This is a genomic window from Spirosoma aerolatum, assembly GCF_002056795.1.
GTDB classification, from domain to species: Bacteria; Bacteroidota; Bacteroidia; order Cytophagales; family Spirosomataceae; genus Spirosoma; species Spirosoma aerolatum.
The window spans coordinates 722584-742362 of sequence record NZ_CP020104.1 but is presented as its reverse complement, the minus strand read 5'-3'; the positions used below and the strand labels follow the sequence as shown (position 1 = coordinate 742362).

Annotated in this window: 17 protein-coding genes and 1 tRNA gene; 15 read left to right on the top strand and 3 right to left on the bottom strand. The window is 48.5% G+C overall.

Features of this window, described 5'->3' with window-relative positions; genetic code table 11:
- Window positions 1-90: 90 nt before the first annotated feature.
- Window positions 91-1143 carry an alpha/beta hydrolase gene (locus tag B5M13_RS03180; protein ID WP_080054265.1) on the bottom strand — a complete coding sequence of 351 codons (1053 nt, stop codon included), beginning with the start codon at window positions 1141-1143 and terminating at the stop codon, window positions 91-93.
- Window positions 1140-2561: a methyltransferase RsmF C-terminal domain-like protein gene (locus tag B5M13_RS03175; RefSeq protein ID WP_080054264.1), complete on the bottom strand. Its 1422-nt coding sequence runs from the start codon at window positions 2559-2561 to the stop codon at window positions 1140-1142. The genes B5M13_RS03180 and B5M13_RS03175 overlap by 4 nt, the downstream gene beginning before the upstream one ends.
- Window positions 2562-2608: 47 nt before the next feature.
- Between B5M13_RS03175 and B5M13_RS03170 the strand changes: the two genes are divergently transcribed.
- The 5 genes from B5M13_RS03170 (at window position 2609) to B5M13_RS03150 (ending at window position 8086) form a co-directional block, all read left to right on the top strand.
- Entirely contained in the window at window positions 2609-3121 is a 513-nt protein-coding gene (locus B5M13_RS03170) for a KdsC family phosphatase (RefSeq protein ID WP_080054263.1), read from the top strand.
- Between the two features lie 41 nt (window positions 3122-3162).
- Window positions 3163-4434, top strand: coding sequence for an adenosylmethionine--8-amino-7-oxononanoate transaminase (gene bioA / locus B5M13_RS03165; RefSeq protein WP_080054262.1), 1272 nt, complete (start codon window positions 3163-3165; stop codon window positions 4432-4434).
- A gap of 47 nt (window positions 4435-4481) precedes the next feature.
- Window positions 4482-4554 (top strand) — tRNA-Gly (locus B5M13_RS03160).
- A gap of 551 nt (window positions 4555-5105) precedes the next feature.
- On the top strand, window positions 5106-6260 hold the full coding sequence (locus B5M13_RS03155) for a quercetin 2,3-dioxygenase (protein ID WP_080054261.1): 1155 nt from the start codon (window positions 5106-5108) through the stop codon (window positions 6258-6260).
- 476 nt (window positions 6261-6736) lie between these two features.
- A complete protein-coding gene (locus tag B5M13_RS03150) occupies window positions 6737-8086 on the top strand; it encodes a tetratricopeptide repeat protein (protein ID WP_155297174.1) in 1350 nt (449 codons plus the stop codon).
- Window positions 8087-8329: 243 nt separating this feature from the next.
- On the opposite strand, the gene B5M13_RS03145 is transcribed toward B5M13_RS03150, so the two are convergent.
- Window positions 8330-8527, bottom strand: a complete 198-nt coding sequence (locus tag B5M13_RS03145; RefSeq protein ID WP_218919474.1) for a DUF2255 family protein — start codon at window positions 8525-8527, stop codon at window positions 8330-8332.
- 800 nt (window positions 8528-9327) lie between these two features.
- Here B5M13_RS03145 and B5M13_RS34580 point away from each other — a divergent pair.
- The 10 genes from B5M13_RS34580 (at window position 9328) to B5M13_RS03095 (ending at window position 19381) form a co-directional block, all read left to right on the top strand.
- On the top strand, window positions 9328-9408 hold the full coding sequence (locus B5M13_RS34580; RefSeq protein WP_080054258.1) for a potassium-transporting ATPase subunit F: 81 nt from the start codon (window positions 9328-9330) through the stop codon (window positions 9406-9408).
- A gap of 19 nt (window positions 9409-9427) precedes the next feature.
- Window positions 9428-11143 carry a potassium-transporting ATPase subunit KdpA gene (kdpA, locus tag B5M13_RS03130; protein ID WP_080054257.1) on the top strand — a complete coding sequence of 572 codons (1716 nt, stop codon included), beginning with the start codon at window positions 9428-9430 and terminating at the stop codon, window positions 11141-11143.
- A 57-nt stretch (window positions 11144-11200) separates the two neighbouring features.
- The gene (gene kdpB, locus B5M13_RS03125; protein ID WP_080054256.1) at window positions 11201-13273 is read left to right on the top strand and encodes a potassium-transporting ATPase subunit KdpB; all 2073 of its coding nucleotides are present in this window, start codon (window positions 11201-11203) and stop codon (window positions 13271-13273) included.
- A gap of 65 nt (window positions 13274-13338) precedes the next feature.
- Window positions 13339-13902, top strand: coding sequence for a K(+)-transporting ATPase subunit C (locus tag B5M13_RS03120; RefSeq protein ID WP_080054255.1), 564 nt, complete (start codon window positions 13339-13341; stop codon window positions 13900-13902).
- A 60-nt stretch (window positions 13903-13962) separates the two neighbouring features.
- On the top strand, window positions 13963-14106 hold the full coding sequence (locus B5M13_RS33245; RefSeq protein ID WP_155297173.1) for a hypothetical protein: 144 nt from the start codon (window positions 13963-13965) through the stop codon (window positions 14104-14106).
- Window positions 14096-14275 (top strand): potassium-transporting ATPase subunit KdpA, encoded by a 180-nt coding sequence (locus B5M13_RS34575; protein WP_080054254.1) that lies wholly within the window; start codon window positions 14096-14098, stop codon window positions 14273-14275. Before B5M13_RS33245 ends, B5M13_RS34575 begins: the two co-directional genes overlap by 11 nt.
- Window positions 14276-14500: 225 nt before the next feature.
- Entirely contained in the window at window positions 14501-15649 is a 1149-nt protein-coding gene (locus tag B5M13_RS03110; RefSeq protein WP_080054253.1) for a porin, read from the top strand.
- Window positions 15650-15760: 111 nt separating this feature from the next.
- Window positions 15761-16411 (top strand): DUF1648 domain-containing protein, encoded by a 651-nt coding sequence (locus B5M13_RS03105; protein WP_080054252.1) that lies wholly within the window; start codon window positions 15761-15763, stop codon window positions 16409-16411.
- 41 nt (window positions 16412-16452) lie between these two features.
- Window positions 16453-17580: a sensor protein KdpD gene (locus tag B5M13_RS03100; protein WP_080054251.1), complete on the top strand. Its 1128-nt coding sequence runs from the start codon at window positions 16453-16455 to the stop codon at window positions 17578-17580.
- 19 nt (window positions 17581-17599) lie between these two features.
- Window positions 17600-19381 carry an ATP-binding protein gene (locus tag B5M13_RS03095; RefSeq protein WP_080054250.1) on the top strand — a complete coding sequence of 594 codons (1782 nt, stop codon included), beginning with the start codon at window positions 17600-17602 and terminating at the stop codon, window positions 19379-19381.
- The last annotated feature ends 398 nt before the right edge of the window (window positions 19382-19779 follow it).

Below are 19779 nucleotides of genomic sequence, written 5' to 3'. Positions count from 1 at the left end.
TAATGGATAATGAATAATGGATTAGTAGCGTGAAGGCCACTCATTTTTCATTATTCATTGCACATTATTCATTAATCCCTCAAAGTTAGGTTATTTTTTTGTCGAATTGCCCTTGTGACTGAAAGCTACTCCTGCAACGAGTGTTGTGGCCTGAGGCAATTTTAGCACATCGCTCATAAAAGCTTCTGTTGCCCGATACACGCCTGGTAAGTCTTTCGATGTAAAATGCGAGGCTATTACATGCGCATCAGCATCTGGAAACGCTTCTTTTCGTTTTTTATCGGCAGGTGTACCCAATTCATCATACATCTTCAGCATGGCAGCTACCGATACCGTCTGATCTTGATGGTCTTCATCTTTATAATAATACCCCAGAAATACCGGCTGCTTCACCTGCTGAAACTGTTCGGGCGTCATGTAGGTATCGAGCATCGTCTGGAGCGTAATCAGACCGTTCGTATGGTATTTCGGCAACCAATACCGCGACCGTTCGCCACTGTAATGGGTATTAATCAGGTACTCGCCCTGAAATACCTGATCGAGAATCTGTTTTCCCCAGGGCCCCGTCACCAGTTTTAAAACCGGATTGGCAACGGCTATACAAGGTGAATACAAAATCAGCCCGTCAATTTCGGGGTGATGAGCCGCCAGATACAACGACAGCATACCTCCTGCCGACGTACCCATAACGATTACCTTTTCTCCCAAAGCCTTACCGATAGCCAGTGCCCGTTCGGCCGACGCTGCGTAGTTGGCAGGTGTAATGTTTTTAAAGGCATCGGGTGCGTTAATGCCATGTTCGGCTGGTCGGGCGAGGTACAGATTACAACCAAAGTGTTTGGCAATTTCTTTATGAATGGGGTCGCCTTCGGCCCAGCTCGCCGAAAAACCGGGCAGATACACGATGCTGTACGGTGTTCTGACTTTATGCAGGCTATCGACCCAGACAATCCGGGCTTCATTGTCGGGTCGTACATCCGACTGACGCTCCAACTCGGCAATACGTTGCTCCAGTTGTACCAGATCGGGATCAAGCGTAATAACCTCATCCTTAACGGCATCAGGATGTGCCGTTGGGCCGACCCAATACCCTATGCCGAGAGCAACCAGTAATAGACCAGAAATAGCGAATAGTCGTTTCATACGTATTCTTTTATATCCATCCGAATGCGCCAGTCTTTGGGCAGATAATTATTGACCCGATTGCCGACCCCTTTTACCCAGCCCAGATTCAGCCCCTTGTACCGAGCGAGTAACCAGCCTTTGACGGGCTCGTCGAATACCAGATTTTCTTTCTTAAAATACCGGAGCGCGTTTTCTTTACTTAGCTCAATAGCCGGTAGATTCTGATTACAGTCGGTACTGAGAGCCAGGGCGTGCGACGGAATAAAATCCTGCCCCTTGAACTGGCCCATCTCCAGGCCAAAACCTTTGTTGCGCAGGGCGCTATCCAGAAACAGAAACGTTTTTTCCAGCGATTTCGGTAAGGCCATCACGTCGCCGTTGGGCTTTTCCCAGAACGAAAAATTGGCGGGATGTTCCAGCCACTTCATGGCCGTCGATGTTTCGCGCGGACGCAGTGCCCGGATACTACGGAATGTGCGGGCATCCAGTTTGACAGACGCCGTAAAGGTCATTTTCTGAAAAACACTGATAAAAAAGCCTTCTCCCTGCACTCGATGTGGATAACATTGGTAACCAACGGAGTTATCCACATACTTTTCAACAATCTGCCAGTCAGCGGGTAAAATCAGCGGACGGTTCCTGAATCCGTTTTCAGTCAGATACCGAACATTGTCAAGATTCTCGCTGTCGTTGTAGGTACAGGTGCTATAAATCAAAATACCCCGTTCATCCAATAGTGGAATAGCCGCATCCAGAATCCGTTTCTGCCGGGCCGAGCAAAGTTGAACACTCGCTTCCGACCATTCCTGAATAGCGTCCGGGTCCTTCCGGAAAAGCCCTTCGCCCGAACAGGGTGCATCGACCACGACCACATCAAAAAAGCCTGACAGATTGGTCATGTCTTCGGGGTCGTGATTCGTTACCACTACGTTTGAATAGCCCCATTTGTCCAGATTTTCGCGCAAAACCGATACCCGGCTCCGAATCACTTCATTGCATACCAGCAAACTATCGACCGACAGAGCCGACGCTAGTAAAGTACTTTTGCCGCCGGGCGCAGCGCATAAGTCCAGCACACGGAGCGGGCGACTCAGCTTTACACTTTGCTTCAGGGCTTCGTACAACAACATCGACGAGGCCTCCTGCACATAATACGCACCCGCCTGAAACAGGGGATCTAGCGTAAAGCTCGGGCGTTCCGCTAAATAAAATCCCTGAATCGGCCCCTTATCGTTACACCAGGGAATCGGATTCAAATCAGTCGTATCGTAAACGGGCTTACGGGGGTTCAGACGGATGCTGACGGGTGCTGGCCTTGTCAATACTTGCTGGAAATCAGCGAATTCAGAACCCAATTGTGCCTGCATCTGGTCACGAAACGCAGAAGGAAGATCGGTCGGTGACCCGGAAGCCGTGTGGAGGTCATAAGCATTCATTGGACAAAAATACGGAACAGTCGTCCGGTTTTCACTAAACTTGCAGCATGGCAGCTATACAGGATCGCTTTACACACATCAAAACGTTCATATTCGATGTCGACGGCGTATTGACCGACGGCAGTGTTCATCTGCTGGCATCGGGCGAACGCTTTCGTTCCGTTCATATTCGAGATACTTACGCCATCGAGCAGGCTCTAAAAGCGGGGTTTCGGGTTGGTATCTTATCTTCGTCCAATGCCGATGGCGTTCGGAACTGGCTAACCAATATGAATGTAAAAGACATTTTTATGGGTGGCCCTTCTGATCAGAAAGTAAACGCCTACCTCGGCTACATTGCCCGCGACGGTCTGAACGAGTCGGAAATTCTCTACATGGGCGACGACCTTCCCGACTACACCATTCTGAGTCGCCCGGATGTATTGAGCGCCTGCCCAGCCGATGCGGTCGATGCGGTACAGGCCATCTGCAAGTATATATCGCCCAGGCCGGGTGGAGGGGGAGCCGTTCGGGATGTTATTGAACAGGTCATGCGTGCCCAGGGCAAGTGGCCTTTCTAAGCTTTATTACCGAAAAAATCACTACTATTCAACGTATTCCAATGAATGATTTAGCAGAACGCGACCGGGCTGTGATCTGGCATCCGTTCACGCAGATGCAAACAGCTCCTGCCCCCATAGCTATTGCAAGCGGCAAAGGCTCTGTACTTTACGGGACAGATGGCCGCGAGTATCTGGACATGATCTCGTCATGGTGGGTCAACTTGTACGGACATGCCCATCCTCATATTGCTCAACGGGTGGCCAAGCAGCTTCAAACACTTGAGCATGTCATTTTTGCCGATTTCACGCACGAACCAGCAGTTGAACTGGCCGAGCGCTTGCTGGCTATTTTACCCCAAAATCAGAAGCGGGTTTTCTATTCCGACAATGGCTCAACGGCTGTTGAAGTAGCTTTAAAGATGGCGTTCCAATACTGGCATAACCTGGGCAAACCCCGTCGAAAGGTAGTGGCGCTGGAGAATGCCTATCATGGTGATACATTTGGCGCGATGGCTGTTGGCGGTCGAAGTGCCTTTACAGCCCCATTTGCGCCTTTTCTATTCGATGTCGATTACCTGCCTACCCCTGTTCCTGGTCAGGAAACCGATGTACTGCAACAGGCCGAAGCTTTATTTACAGAAGACACAGCGGCTTTCATTGTCGAGCCCCTGGTACAAGGCGCAGGAGGTATGATTATGTATAAGCCCGAAGTACTCGACAATTTAATTAAGCTGGCACGTCGTCGGGGCACACTAGTTATTGCCGATGAGGTCATGACCGGCTTTGGGCGTACAGGCCGTCTGTTTGCTTCTGATCATTTGGTGGAAAAACCCGACCTGATGTGTTTATCCAAAGGGCTGACGGGCGGTACCATGGCCTTAAGTATAACCACCTGTACACAAGCTATTTACGAAGCCTTCCTATCGACCGACAAACATAAGACACTTTTCCACGGACACTCATTTACAGCTAATCCAGTGGCCTGTACAGCCGCCTTAGCCAGTATGGATCTGCTACTGTTGACCGAAACCCAGCAGGCGATTCAACGAATTACCCAAAAGCACACTGAGTTTGTCCAGGAATTAGCTAACCATTCAACGGTTGAAAATATCCGGCAACAGGGTACTTTACTTGCCTTCGATTTGAAAGCTGGCGAACAAACGTCATACTTCAATAGTATTCGCGATGTAGCGTATAGCTTTCTGCTTGAACGGGGTATTTTGATGCGTCCACTTGGCAATGTTTTATACCTGATGCCACCTTATTGTACTACGAATGCGCAATTGAATTATACCTATAATACGCTTAAAGAATTACTACGTACACTATAGCGCACCACTTGACATTTTGGTTTTAAACACACATTTTTGTGGTATAAGCGGGAATAGCTCAGTTGGTAGAGCGGCAGCTTCCCAAGCTGCAGGTCGCGAGTTCGAGACTCGTTTCCCGCTCACCCATAAAACCCATGATAATTAGCCGGTTAGCAGCGATGTTGATCGGCTTTTTTCACGCTATAGAAGTTCCGGTTGAGACGCTGATTGAAACATCTCCTCCTGATTCTTTCTTTCTCTTGATGAGGCAATTAGCCAGATCCAATTACTATCAATATTTTTCGCCTTCCAATAGTTAACGAAGCGGCTAACCTACTCAACAATTACTTATTTTATACGACTCCTAATTGGCCTGTTTCTGCTGCTTTCACTGACTTAGTGCAAAGAACCGTCCGTTACGGTCCCTAACGACATACCGGATTTTCTTGCCGACTGGGACCGCACTAGCTCACCCAGAAATTGACTAGCACGTACTTCCCCGGAAATCGCTTAGCTTCTGAGCGACACCCTTTTCACCCAAGCGTCACGGTCGGAATGCCGCACTACCGCCGTTGCGGTCCCGACCCTTTTGCCCACTTTTTTTGACAACGTACAGTATAATTCTAAGTAAGTTATTTTTAAGCGTTTAAGCTAGCTCTAGCCAGCTAACAGAACTCACCACTAACTTATTCATGAAAACCAGTACCTACCGTTTCATCGCTGCTTTGGGCTGCCTCCTGCTACAGGTTGTGGGCAGCGTCTCCGCCAACGCCCAGCAGGGACCTCCTGTGTCGCTCCCTGCCAACATTACCGCCATTCAGGCCATTACGCCCCAGGGGGAGTTACCCGGCCGGGTCATTCCGTATTACCTACGCAGTGGCGAAGGCGAACGCTACCTGGTTGGTGGCTTCGTCGCTTGTCTGATGGCCCGGGGTATCGATACCGATAACCTGTATGAGTGGACTGTGCTGACAGGTGGAAAGGGGGCGCTGCTGCCTTCGCATACCCATGCCCAAACGCATGAGGTAATTTTTGTGCTCGATGGCGAAATTGACTTGTGGCTTTCCGGCCAACATTACCGCATGATTAAAGGCGATTTCGCTAGCATTCCGCCCGGAACCACCCACGCCTTTCGGATGCAGTCGCATCATACTCAGTTGATGTCGATGAACAGCGGTCATCAGATGACCGCGCTTTACAGGACGCTGGGTAAACCGTATGCGGGGTACGTGCAGCCCTCAGATGAGATTTCCGCCTTGGACCCGGCCGCGCTCAAACAGGCTGAGAAAGCCGCCGACATCTACTTTGATGGCAAACCTCTATTGGAAGGCAACGCTCATCGCGTCGTTGACACCAAACTACCTAAAAGCGTTGTGCCGTATGTACTGGCCGCTGGCGAAGGGGATCATTATACCATTGCCGATCAGTTGTTTGGCATCCTCTGCGACAACGCGACCACCAACGGTAAACTGCTGGTAGTCACCTGCGAAGGCCCGGCTGGGCCGATGATCGGAAAACATTTTCACATGAAGCACTCTGAAACGTTTTTTTGTCTTGATGGGCAAATGCGGATGGTGTCGAACCAGGTGACGCTCGACGTATACCCCGGCGATCTTGTCACGCTGCCAGCAGGTACGATTCATGCTTATCAGCACCTGAAGCCGTATACGCATCACATAGGTTTGCTGACACCGGGCATTTTTGAGTTATTTTTCCGTTCGCAGGCCCCCTCCACGCAGCATGTCTATCCGCAACAGCCCACGGGAGGCCTCAACGCCAGCCGGTTTGCCGAGCTGGACATCGTGCCCTTGGAGCGTCCCGGCCCGCCACCCTCGCCCCGGCACTAATTTCTCAAACCAGCGAATGCCCAGCTTCTGAGCCGGGCATTCGCTGGTCACATATCCTCAGCTACGTCGCGCGCATTGTTTATTAATTCAATGCTTTTAGGAAAAGCTTCACCTGTGAAACACGCTTTTGCCACTGTGTCTGTCAAATAGACTGAGGCTCATATAGGCTAGTAAAAAAAGAAGAAAGCGGATTGCCAACTGGAAATAGTTCTCAGATTGAGCTCTCGTGGTCTGTCATTCCAGTGCGTTAATACTCTATAAACAGTAATGATACAAGCCTACCATTAAAAGGTAATTCTGAAAAAGACTCCTTACTTGGATGGTTTATTTTAATTACTCTCAACTACTATCCGTAGCATACGAAATAGTGCGAACAAATTCTTGGCGACGGCCAGTGTTTGCTGAGTCATTTCCTTATCTTGCTTACCTGTAAATCACTATGCTTATAAACATAAAGCTATTTTTCGATTTAAACCGTGGAACCAATTAACGCTATTAATCCAACCACCGGACGGGTCAGGTCCTTTTTGAAAAGCCTTCAACAATTAGCCTGGTTTGAATTATTTGAAAAATGGTTTGGCGTCGGCGTAAAACTGCTTTGGCTAAGCCTTTTTATTGCATTTTGTATTTACCTGCGCAAGGAGTATAAAAAAACCATTTACTACGTGCAGGATTTTAAAGTACCACCCGTTTGGGTAGAACAGGGCTACAGCGGAGAAGTCGTCAAACAAGCCATTCTCGATGAGATAGACACCATCATGGACGGTATTTATGGCATGAATCGGTCCATGGTGGGCAGTAATGAAGATAATACGGAATTTTTGAATGAGCTTTCCGTTGAAGGGTTTAACCTTCGGGCCGTTACTAAATCAATTCTGGCCCTGCTGGGCAAGCAAGATAAAACCATCGGAGGATACATTACCCTCAGCGACTCCAGTCAACACGTATCCATACAGGTATCTGAGCAGATCACCCAGCCCTTGTCCATCAGTCGACATGAACCCGCTCAAAACCTGATTCATAAAGCCGCGCTGGAGATTATGAAGGTGCGTTCGACGAAAGCCTTAATTACGTATTACATGATCAAGAAAGATTCGGTGATGGTGGATAAGGTGTATGCTTACCTGAAAAAACATCGGGAGTTGATGGCCGATTATTATTTCTACATGACTTCAGTTGCCGTTGCTTTAAATAGTCTGAACTATGAAGAAGCCTTTGCCTGGTCGGATAGTGCAGCCAGGCAATTCCCTAATGACAAGTTGGCTTATTATACCCGGGCAGAAATTTATATGACTTTAGCATCTCATAGTAAGGCCGATTCAGCAACGACCCGAAAACATAAGCAATTATTCGTTGACAACATGCGTAAAGTGGTAGAGCCAGGTCTACCGGCCCAGGCAGATAATTTGGCTCAGACCGCTACTTTTTATTTAGCCGGGTTCTATGCCCGGGAAAATGATGCAGAATCGCTAATCCATCTGATGGAGCATACTCGCCTGGAGACTAGACTGAGTGCTCCCATTTATAATGCATTAGCCTATGGCTACATAGCTCGCAAAGACTTTAAAAAAGCAGAAGAGGCTCTACACATTGCCATTGCTCAAGCGGGCCAGGTGGGCGACTATTGGGACTCCCTGGCTGAATTGCATAGCCTGAAGGGCAACGATTCACTAGCCGTAGTCTATCTAGGAAAGGCGTTAAAATCCCCTCAGAAATCAGAGGCCGTGTCAGCCAAAGCCTATCAGGGAGACTACCGCTGGCAGCGGCTACGCAAACGCACGGATTTTCAGCAATTGCTGAAACCGTATATGGCTGACGGCGTTTGACACGTATATAATAATCAATGTTCGCAATTCGCTCCCAAAAGAGACGACGGAGCGTTCATATATCTGAATCATAATTGGTGCGTTTGTAGAGACGCTTTTCTGCTTTATCTTTTTACCTGCCCAAGTCCTGCTATGCCTTTATCACTATTTTATCCTTATTCGTTAAGCGTCATGACCTGTCTAATTTTGAGGCACAATCCTAATAGTCGCTCACCTGGCCCGCTCACTGATCATGGCATTTAGCTATGGACTCCCTTGATATGTAGCCTGGTATGCATCGTAAATCCGGTCGTTGAGCAGCCCACTGATGGACTCAAATGACACGTTTTTGACCATGCCTGCTGCCTGTATACGACCTGCTTCCTGCTCTATAGCCGCCTGATACCAGCGGGATATCAGGCCGTTGTAAGCCCAGACATATAGTTCCCCATCGACGGCCACGTGGAATCCCCCATCATTCAGCTATTGAGTGTAAGCCAACTTGATGTCTCGCTTTAAAAAAGGACAGTTGACCACGCCTGAATAAATGCGTAGCTCTTCATCTTGATAACTTAGCTCGAAGTAGTCGAAATCGAGCTGGGTGAAGTTTACAGGCCCAGCAAACTGGCGTGGTCGTCCTTTGCCCTTGGTTTTAGCTCCCTTATCATGATAGCGCAGCGGGCATCTTGACATAATAAACTGATGATATGTAGATCCGTTTGCCTTGTAATTCGGTCAATAAAACTGGCTTTGGCAAAATTTGCCCTTTCATAGGCGTGTTGTGGTTTGGCTGTCAGATACCCAAAATTAACGCGCCTTTTTTATCCCTCCTCTTCTAGGAGATCATTGACGAACTATTGAATTAATTAAAGATTTGCTAAAAACGTCAACCCAACCAGAGCCCGCGTTTTTAGATTCCTAACCTAAGCTTCTTATTTATTGATTTTCGCCCTTATCACAGCTATATAACCTTTTCAAAATGACAAAAAACCTTACCATTTTGGTAAGGTTTTTTGTTTCCAATCTCTTTCACGATTGGCGTGCCCCTAAAATACACCATTGATAATCAGTCACATATACTCAACGACGAATGCTTTTGAAAAGTTTGGACACCTTTTTGGCACACTATAAAAAACTAAAACAGTAAAACTCGCAAACTATGGGTACGCTTCTGCTTCTACTGGGTTCGGCACTTGGCTGCTTTGTCATTTTCTACAAAGCCATTGAGTGGTTCGAAGGCATCTGATTTAACACGACTGACCATGATTACTCTCGTCTTTATTATCGCGTTGCTGGTTTTCGCTTACATGCTATACGTATTGATAAAACCAGAAAAATTTTAACCTATTTTTTAACTACACAATGACTAACGAAATTCTGGGCGTAGTGCTCATGTACGGTTTGACCGTTCTGTTAGCCTATCCCCTTGGCAAACTAATCGCCAACATCTACGCCAACAAGCCCAATCTATTCGACTTCATGGCTCCGCTGGAACGGCTATTGTACCGGATCGGGGGCGTTAACCCGGCGCAGCCGATGAACTGGAAAGAACATCTGGTAGCCCTGCTGACTATTAATCTGGTCTGGTTTCTGTACGGCTTTTTTATGCTGTTGTTTCAGGGTAGCCTACCACTTAACCCGGATGGCAATGCATCTATGACGCCTGACTTAGCCTTTAATACGGTTATCAGCTTCATTGTAAACTGTAATCTGCAACACTATTCCGGCGAATCAGGACTCACTTACCTGACCCAAACGGCGGTTGTCATGTTTTTTCAGTTCGTATCGGCTGCGGCTGGTATGGCCGCACTGGCCGTACTCTTTAAGGCTCTCAGCACACGGATGGGTACGGAACTGGGTAATTTTTACGAGTACTTCATCAAAAGCATCACCCGGATTTTGCTGCCGTTGTCGATCATTGTTGCCCTGATTCTGGTATTCAATGGCACGCCGGCCAGCTATACGGGCAAGGACACAATCATCACTATGCAGGGAGATAGTGTGGGCGTTTCGCGCGGACCAGCCGCGGGTATGATTGCGATCAAGCAACTCGGTACCAATGGTGGGGGCTGGTTTGGTGTCAACTCCGCTCACCCGCTGGAAAATCCAAGCTACCTGACCAATGTGGTAGAAGATGTTAGCATTATCCTCATACCGATTGCTTTAGTGTTTGCGCTCGGCTTTTATCTGAACCGACGAAAGCTGGCAAACTCGATTTTTCTGGTGATGACAGTGGGCTTTTTCTGTTTGCTGATTCCCTCGATCGTCGTTGAAATGAAGGGCAATCCAGCCATTGACAACCTGGGGATCAGCCAAACACTAGGTAGTCTGGAAGGAAAGGAAATGCGCCTGGGCTCGGCTGCGTCGGCTTATTGGGGCATTACTACAACAGCGACCTCCAACGGTTCAGTCAATGCCATGCATGACTCGATGACCCCTCTGTCAGGTGCTATGCAGATGCTCGATATGATGATCAATGCTTTCTACGGCGGGGTTGGCGTAGGGTTATTGAACTACTTCATCTTCCTGATCGTCGCCGTATTCATTGCCGGGCTGATGGTGGGCCGGACGCCGGAATTCATGGGCCGTAAGATTGAAGCCCGTGAGATGAAAATTGCCTCACTGATCGCCATCCTGCATCCCTTGCTGATTCTGGTTGGTACGGCATTAGCTTCGTATGTCTTTGTCAATTCACCTAACGCCGACTGGACCGTAAAACCGGCCAACTGGCTAAACAATCCGGGCTTTCATGGTTTTTCCGAGATGCTCTACGAGTACACTTCCGCTTCGGCTAATAATGGATCGGGTTTTGAAGGACTGGGCGACAACAATTTCTTCTGGAACTTCACAACCGGACTGGTGCTGATTTTAAGCCGCTATTTACCGATTGTCGGCCCCATTGCCATTGCTGGAGCACTAGCCAGTAAGAAATATGTCCCCGAAAGTGCGGGTACATTGGCCACCGATACAGCTACTTTCGGCCTGGTTACCTTCGCTGTCATTTTCATCATAGCAGCGCTGGCCTTTTTCCCGGCCCTAGCGCTGGGACCACTGGCCGAATTTTTCTCCCTCAAGTAACTGCTTCCGGCAAGTCCATCGAACAGGCTTACCGATAACGGATATTTATTAATTACTATGGCAAAGCAACAATCCCCGTCACTGTTCCAGGGTGAACTAGTGGGGTCCGCAATAAAAGCGTCATTTACCAAGCTGAATCCGGTACAGCTTATTAAAAATCCGGTGATGTTTACCGTCGAAGTCGGTACGTTCATTATGCTTGTGGTGTCAATTTACATTGCGCTTTCGGGCGATACGACTCAAGGCACGCTGAGCTACAATATTATCATTACGGCAATACTGCTGCTGACGATCCTGTTCGCCAACTTCGCCGAAGCCATCGCCGAAGCGCGCGGCAAGGCACAAGCAGAATCACTCCGTAAAACCCGTCAGGAAACACCGGCTAAAGTCATTCGGCCGGTTGGGAACATGAAACTGGACGAAATTCAAACCATTTCGTCCGCTCAACTCCAAAAAGGGGATGTATTCCTCTGCGAAGCGGGAGACATTATCCCTTCCGACGGTGAAATTATCGAAGGCCTGGCGACCATCGACGAGTCAGCCATCACGGGGGAGTCAGCACCGGTGATTCGCGAAGCGGGGGGCGATAAATCGTCAGTCACAGGGGGGACCAAGGTACTCTCCGACAAAATCAAAGTAGTTGTTACCACACAGCCGGGGGAGTCGTTTCTGGATAAGATGATTGCCTTGGTTGAAGGGGCATCACGCCAGAAAACACCCAACGAAATCGCTTTAACCATATTACTGGCCAGTTTTACGCTAATTTTCATTATCGTCTGCGTAAGTCTGAAACCCTTTGCCGATTATGCCAATACGCCCATTACAATAGCCGCGTTAATCTCGCTGTTCGTTTGTTTGATTCCGACGACCATCGGTGGGTTGTTATCAGCCATTGGGATTGCAGGTATGGACCGGGCTTTACGGGCTAACGTCATTGCCAAATCGGGTCGGGCGGTGGAAACAGCGGGTGATGTCGATACGTTGCTACTCGATAAAACGGGAACGATCACTATTGGCAACCGGAAAGCAACCAATTTCTATCCTGCCCCAGGTATCAAACAGGCTGACATGGTGCGAATTGCAGCGCTGAGTTCGCTGGCCGATGATACGCCGGAAGGAAAGTCGATTGTCGAACTGGCAGGAACGGAAGTCACGCGCAATTTGAATATGAACGGCGCTAAGCTGATCAAATTCACCGCCGAAACACGCTCGTCGGGTATCGATCTGCCAATTAATGGTCAGGCGAATGGTGGCGTGGTTCGGATTCGAAAAGGAGCTGTCGACTCTATACGAGCTATTGTTCAACGGGCTGGGAATCCGTTTCCGGCCGAAGTGGAAGCGACAGCCAACAAAATTGCAGCGAACGGGGGAACGCCGTTAGTCGTTATTGAAAATGAAGAGGTAAAAGGTGTTGTTGAATTACAGGATATCATTAAACCGGGCATTGCCGAGCGATTCGAGCGACTTCGCAAAATGGGTGTAAAAACGGTGATGGTAACCGGCGACAATCCGTTGACGGCCAAGTTCATTGCGAACAAAGCGGGCGTCGATGACTTCATCGCCGAAGCTAAACCGGAAGACAAAATGCAGTACATCCGCAAAGAGCAGACCGGTGGTAAGCTGGTGGCAATGATGGGTGATGGGACCAACGACGCGCCTGCGCTGGCGCAGGCTGATGTGGGCGTAGCCATGAACTCGGGAACGCAGGCCGCTAAGGAAGCGGGTAATATGGTGGATCTGGACAATGACCCGACCAAACTTATTGAAGTCGTTGAAATTGGCAAACAACTGCTCATCACGCGGGGCACGCTAACGACGTTTAGTATTGCCAACGATGTAGCCAAATACTTCGCCATTGTTCCAGCCCTGTTTGTGGCCAGCATTCCAGCGCTGCAAAGCTTAAATCTGATGCGGCTCCATAGCCCTGAATCAGCGATACTATCGGCGGTTATTTTCAATGCCATCATCATTCCGATGTTAATTCCCCTGGCACTGCGGGGGGTAGAATATAAACCCATCGGAGCCTCGGCTTTGCTACGTCGGAACCTGTTTATTTATGGTTTTGGCGGTCTGATAGCGCCATTTATCGGCATTAAGCTATTGGATTTGATCGTTGGCTTATTTCTTTAGTTTGTCTCACTTACCGTAGCGCTTATCGGGCAAAAAGCTGGGCGCTACCCCAAAATCATATAAAAATGAAAGCTCATATTGGACCGGCCTTGCGCCTAACGCTGGTATTACTGGTACTGCTGTCTGTAATCTATCCACTTGTCGTCGCAGGCATTGCCAAACTGGCTCCTGGCGGGGGCGATGGTGTCACCATTACCGCGAATGGGCGGGTCGTTGGCTATGCTCAGGTTGGCCAGAAATTTACGCAGGACCGCTATTTTAATTCCCGTCCGTCGGCGGTAGAGTATAACGCGGCCGGGTCGGGAGGCTCCAACAAAGGACCGTCTAACCCGGACTATCTGAAAACCGTTCAGGCGCGTATCGATACGTTCCTGGTTCATAATCCCGGTGTAAATAAGGCTGACATCCCGGCTGAACTGGTAACCGCTTCCGGCTCGGGGTTAGACCCGGACTTATCGCCTGCGGGAGCCAAAATTCAGGTAGCCCGCATTGCCAAAGTGCGGAATATCTCGGCGGAGCGATTGAATCAACTCGTTGATCAGCATACGGAAGGGCCATTGCTGGGTATTTTTGGGCCCGCCAAAGTGAACGTATTAGCGCTCAACGTAGCGCTCGACCAACTAAAGTAAGCGATTGCCAGTCAGTCCGGTTGATAACCGGGCTGACCGGTTCGTCAATCAGACAGCAGTATGATAACGCAGTATATAGGGCTTGAAGGCTTGTTTGGCCTTGCTGTCGGGCTGGCCGTCGTAGTTAGGCGCTACATGACTCGCGTGTTTAAAGACGAGCCGAACCCACAGTCGGAACTATTCCATCCTTGGAATGGACAGTAGCATCCATACGGCTATTAACTTTCTGACCAACACAAACCTTCAGCCTTATTCTGGAGATAGTGGGGCAACTTACTTCATTCAAATGGCAGTACAGACTTTTCTGCTGTTTGTGTCAGCGGGAACGAGTCTTGCTGTTGTCGTGGCGGTGTATTGGCAGACTCCTGTGTGAAAAAGCACTATACACCACCCACTACCGGCGTGTTGCCTACCGAGTCATGGACAATCGGACTGCTATTGACGGCCGGCTATCATCTTTATTATCGGGACCCCGGCAATTGGGCCAATCGCTGAGTTTTTAACCCAGGGTAACCTACCCTGATTTTCATCAATGCCTTCCTGTTCTACCACAAGCGTCGAGCAGGATCAACAACTTGAGTACAACAAAAACACAATTATGAAAACATTTTTTTCGACATCAGCCTTTATGGCTGGTGTATTGACCACATCGCTGGCCCAGACTACGGACACAACGACGACATCTGCCCCAACCCAGGCCCAGTCGACCATAGCGCCTAACTCGGGGCTAACCCTGTCGGGCTACATTGAAGCGTATTATGCTCACGATTTCACCGCCCCTAAAACGGTACAGGAACGCCCCGGTTTCATTTATAATCATAAACGAAACCGGGAGGTAAACGTCAATCTGGCGTTTATCAAAGGTGCTTACGCAGGTGAGCGCGTTCGGGCTAATCTGGCGCTTCAGGTCGGTACGTATGCGCAATACAACTACGCAGCTGAGCAGGCTCTGGTAAAAAACATTTTTGAAGCCAATGCGGGCGTTAAACTCAGTGGCAAGAAGGATCTATGGCTGGATGCTGGTATCTTCTCGTCGCACATTGGTTTTGAAAGCGCCATCTCCAAAGATTGCTGGACACTAACGAGGAGTATGCTGGCAGAAAACTCGCCCTATTACTTATCGGGTGCCAAACTGACGTATAACTCGTCGAATGGCAAATGGACCCTGTTGGGATCAGTACTAAATGGCTGGCAGCGAATTGCTAAACTGCCTGACTATAGTGGTCCATCGGTCAGTACGCAGGTGCAATATAGACCTTCCTCAACATTGACACTAAACTGGAGTACGTTTGTTGGTTCAGACCGCCCGGATTCGCTGAAACAGGGCCGCTTCTTTAATAATTTCTACGCCATCATTAACCCAGCGGGCAAGTTCGGGGTGATCCTGGGCTTCGATATTGGTTCGGATCGTAAACCTATCGTTAGCGGTGATCGCCGGGCAGGTAATGGCTCGTATGTATGGTATTCGCCAGTAATTATTGCTCGTCTGGCAACGAGTGAGAAAAGCTATTTGGCTGGCCGGATTGAATACTACGATGATAAAAACGGGGTCATCATCGCCACTGGCACCCCAAACGGATTCCAGACCTGGGGGTATTCGCTCAACTATGATTACGCGATCCTGCCCAATGCGCTCTTTCGAATCGAAGGCAAAGTGTACAATAGCAAAGACGCCATTTTTGAAACAACGAGTGGTTTTGGCCGTAGTAATACGTCGCTGACAACCAGTTTAGCCGTTTCTTTCTGACTACTTGATTCATAGTAAAGTCTAGATCAGTGGTAAGACAACTGACATGAGCGCATTTCTTATCACTGATCTTGCCATTACCCGGTACTGCTAAACCCTGGCCTTTTTACCATGTCTATTAAGTTGAAAGTCCAACTGCTGAGTTATGCGCTGACTGGCTTGCCGATTCTGGCCATTGCACTCGTCTGGAATCGGCTGCCAGATCGGTTACCCCTGCATTTTGATGAGCATGGCCAGGCCGATCAGTTCGGCACCCGTCAACAATGGCTAACCAACTTGGTCTGGTCGTTATTTTTGTTGAACCTACTTCGAAGGTTTTTTATGTACTGGGCCAATCGTCAACAGAATCTTCGTGCCAAACAACGCGTCATCCTCTGTCTACTCACGGCCGGATTTTTGACAGGGGTTTCGTTTCTACTGATCGCGCAGGGAGTGTGGGGCGTATCGCTTTATCAGCAATGGACACCCGTATTGTTTTTTCTGCTTGGCAGTGGCCTTGTTTACTATAGTGTGCCCCCTGATCTGCCTCTGGAGCAAAAAGAGCCGCACTTCGTTAACCTGACCCTGGTCAGGCAACTGGCCAACCGCCAGCGGATGCATATGCTATCGAGATTAGTGACCGTGCGGGTTAATTTGCTGGCCGTTCTGATCATGGTATTTGTTCCCGGTCAGGACCGATGGTCGGTGGGTATTCTGGCTAACCTGCTCGCCGTAGTTGGTTTAGCGGGTCTTTCCATTTACCTGCGTCGAAACGATGATTAACTTTAGTTGCATGATACTATCATTCACTCCCAATCTGATTAATGGCTGACGAACGAGATCAATCGGCGGAACAGTTTCTTCGACTTATCCAGGAATCGCGCCGGGGTAAGTTTAAGATTTATATTGGCATGAGCGCTGGGGTAGGTAAATCCTACCGTATGCTTCAGGAAGCGCATGCCCTTTTGCGAAGTGGCATTGACGTTAAAATCGGATTTATCGAAACTCATAACCGAGTTGAAACGCATGCCTTAATAGAAGGTCTTCCCATCATCCCCCGACGAAAGCTGTTTTACAAAGGTCGCGAGCTGGAGGAGATGGACGTGCAGACGGTTATCAATACCCATCCCGAAATCGCTATTGTCGATGAACTGGCCCATACGAATATTCCCGGCTCCAAAAATGAAAAACGATGGCAGGATGTACTGGAAATTCTGGATGCAGGGATCAGTGTCATCTCGGCGGTCAATATCCAGCATATTGAGAGTCTATACGATGAAGTCCATGAAATTACGAACATTGATGTGACCGAGCGCGTACCAGATCGGGTGCTACAAATGGCTGATGAAGTCGTCAATATCGACCTGACGGCTGATGAATTAATTACCCGGCTCAAAGAAGGGAAAATCTATGATCCGGCAAAGGTGCAAACCGCCCTGACGAATTTTTTCCAAGCCGAAAAGATCTTACACCTCCGCGAACTGGCCCTCCGCGAAGTGGCATCAGCGGTCGAGCGAAAAATCGAGACGAGTTTGCCAGCGAATTTGCAGGCAAAGTCGGAACGGTTTCTGGCCAGTATTAGCTCAAACCCGGAAGTGGCCCGTCGAGTGATTCGCAAAACAGCCCGGCTAGCGGCTTATTACAATTCCCGCTGGTATGTACTCTATGTGCAAACGCCTGATGAGTCGCCGGATCGGATACGGCTAGATCTGCAACGCCATCTGATCAATAATTTAAAGCTAGCTACGGAATTAGGTGCGGAAGTCATCCAGGCAAAAGGAAGCAATGTCGTCAGTTGCCTGATGGAAGAAGTGAAGCAACGAAACGTTACGACGGTCTGCATCGGCAAACCCCATTTTAATCTGATTCAAATCATTTTACGAACCTTTGCCTTTAACCAGCTGCTCAACCGGCTTTCCGAGTCGGATACAGACTTGATCATTCTTTCCTAACCTTGAAACGCAACAGCTAATGACCCTTAAAACCAAAGTATCACTCTCATTCGTTTTCCTCTTCGGTATTATTCTGGTACTAGGAGGACTGGGGGCATTTTATCTGAACCAGTTGGCTAACGATTCGAAAGCGATTCTGAAAGACAACTACATTTCCCTGGAGTTTGTCAGCAACATGCAGAAAGCTTTAGTCTCGCTGGACGATCCCGATGCGCTAAACGACTTTGAGACGAACTTAAAAAAGCAGGAGGCTAATCTGACCGAGGTCGGCGAGGGCGAGAATACCCGAGCTGTTCGTCGGGAGTTTAATCGGTTACGAGCGGGAGCTGTTGATGCTCCGACGATCAAACGAATCCAGCAGCATTTGTTTACTATTGAAGATTTGAACCGACAGGCCATTGTCCGCAAAAGCAATACGGCCGAAAAAACGGCAAAAAATGCGTTACTCTGGCTGGGTACGATTGGTACATTCTGTTTTCTGGTCGTGTTTTCGTTCGTAATCAATATTCCGTATTATATCGCCGGCCCCATCAAGGAACTGACCCAGGGAATCAAACGGATTACCGACCGACACTTTGAAGAGCGCCTGCATTTTCGGTCCAGTGATGAATTTGGAGAACTGGCCCGCTCGTTTAATTCGATGGCCCAAAAGCTCTATGAATTTGAACACTCAAATGTGGCTAAGCTTCTGTTCGAGAAAAAACGCATTGACACCTTGATCGAGATTATGAGCGAGGGCATCATTGGGCTGGACGAGAAGCGCCGAATCCTGTTTATCAATCCGGTGGCTGAGCGTTTACTGGGTGTTGAGCGAGGAAAGCTTATCGGCCAGTACGCTCCCGATGTAGCAACTTCCAACGATCTGTTGCGTTCGCTCATACAGGATATAATGATAGACACGGAGGCCACTCAAACCCCATTAAAAGCAGAATCGCGTCAGACGGTGCCGGGAGCGAGTCTCTTAAAAATTTATGATCCTGGCCTTAATGAAAAAGGGAAAGAAAGTTTTTACTCTAAAGAGATCCATACGGTTGAGGTAGTCCCAACCGGGGAATCTGAGCCCGTTCAGGCAGGCTATGTCATTGTGCTGTTAAATATTACTTCCTTCAAAGAATTGGATCTGGCCAAAACGAATTTTATCGCCACGGTCTCCCATGAATTGAAAACCCCAATCTCAGCCATCAAAATGAGCCTCAAACTCCTAAAGGATAGACGGCTTGGCACTTTAAAAAGCGAACAACAGGAAATGGTCACTCATATCGAGGAAAATACCGATCGATTACTTCGCTTAACCGGTGAACTGCTGAATATGGCCCAGGTCGAATCCGGCCAAATCCAACTTCAGATGCAATCTGTCAATCCATCTCATTTAATAGAGGTGGCTTCCAAGGCTTTAAAAACGCAGGCCGAGCAGAAACAAATTCGGTTTGTTCTGAAGCTGTCGCCTGATTTGCCTTTTGTTAAAGCTGATCCTGACAAAGCTTCCTGGGTCTTAATCAATTTTCTGTCCAATGCTATCCGGCACAGCCATGACCAGTCGCCTGTTGACATTATGGCCTGTCGTGTTAGCGATCAGGTCGAATTCACCGTTCGTGATTACGGACCGGGCTTACGAGCCGAACACCACGAACTCGTCTTTGATCGGTATTTTAAAGCCCCAGGCCTCAATGGTCAGTTTAGCGGGACGGGATTAGGGTTGGCTATTTCAAAAGAATTTATTCTAGCCATGGGTGGACAGATCGGTATACATTCAGGCGAATCACCGGGAGCTTCGTTTTACTTTCGGCTGGCAATCGCCTGACCCCTATGACTTAACCTGATTGGAATCGGAGCTTTATTTAGGGTGGTTGAAACAGTATGAAATGCTCAGAGACCTCCGGTTCTCATCGGCCGATCATTACATCACTCAATTAGTCTACTGAATGACTATGTACGGTTCAGTACTTGTCCATAATGAGGAATGAAACCCGTCGACTATTCCGGGTATGCATATACAACACCTGCCTCAGATCTACATGCAGGCTCATAGCGTTCAACGATGACGGCTTATGTTATCCAACCAATGCTAACCGAACTTAATAAATAGCCAAGTGCCTGTTTTATAAAACCAGGTGCAATCACACTGCCAGACTGATATAAAGGTCGTCGTCTGTAATCATCTAAGTTGAGCCATTGGTTTTTAACAACCACAGCTGGGTA

Bases quoted from the DNA above. Each gene is read 5' to 3' on its own strand.
- B5M13_RS34580 (WP_080054258.1), top strand. From the start codon at position 9,328: ATGATTACTCTCGTCTTTATTATCGCGTTGCTGGTTTTCGCTTACATG.
- B5M13_RS03105 (WP_080054252.1), top strand. From the start codon at position 15,761: ATGTCTATTAAGTTGAAAGTCCAACTGCTGAGTTATGCGCTGACTGGC.
- B5M13_RS33245 (WP_155297173.1), top strand. From the start codon at position 13,963: ATGATAACGCAGTATATAGGGCTTGAAGGCTTGTTTGGCCTTGCTGTC.
- B5M13_RS03095 (WP_080054250.1), top strand. From the start codon at position 17,600: ATGACCCTTAAAACCAAAGTATCACTCTCATTCGTTTTCCTCTTCGGT.
- B5M13_RS03110 (WP_080054253.1), top strand. From the start codon at position 14,501: ATGAAAACATTTTTTTCGACATCAGCCTTTATGGCTGGTGTATTGACC.
- kdpB (WP_080054256.1), top strand. From the start codon at position 11,201: ATGGCAAAGCAACAATCCCCGTCACTGTTCCAGGGTGAACTAGTGGGG.
- B5M13_RS34575 (WP_080054254.1), top strand. From the start codon at position 14,096: ATGGACAGTAGCATCCATACGGCTATTAACTTTCTGACCAACACAAAC.
- B5M13_RS03100 (WP_080054251.1), top strand. From the start codon at position 16,453: ATGGCTGACGAACGAGATCAATCGGCGGAACAGTTTCTTCGACTTATC.
- B5M13_RS03170 (WP_080054263.1), top strand. From the start codon at position 2,609: ATGGCAGCTATACAGGATCGCTTTACACACATCAAAACGTTCATATTC.
- B5M13_RS03120 (WP_080054255.1), top strand. From the start codon at position 13,339: ATGAAAGCTCATATTGGACCGGCCTTGCGCCTAACGCTGGTATTACTG.
- B5M13_RS03155 (WP_080054261.1), top strand. From the start codon at position 5,106: ATGAAAACCAGTACCTACCGTTTCATCGCTGCTTTGGGCTGCCTCCTG.
- kdpA (WP_080054257.1), top strand. From the start codon at position 9,428: ATGACTAACGAAATTCTGGGCGTAGTGCTCATGTACGGTTTGACCGTT.
- bioA (WP_080054262.1), top strand. From the start codon at position 3,163: ATGAATGATTTAGCAGAACGCGACCGGGCTGTGATCTGGCATCCGTTC.
- B5M13_RS03175 (WP_080054264.1), bottom strand. From the start codon at position 2,561: ATGAATGCTTATGACCTCCACACGGCTTCCGGGTCACCGACCGATCTT.
- B5M13_RS03180 (WP_080054265.1), bottom strand. From the start codon at position 1,143: ATGAAACGACTATTCGCTATTTCTGGTCTATTACTGGTTGCTCTCGGC.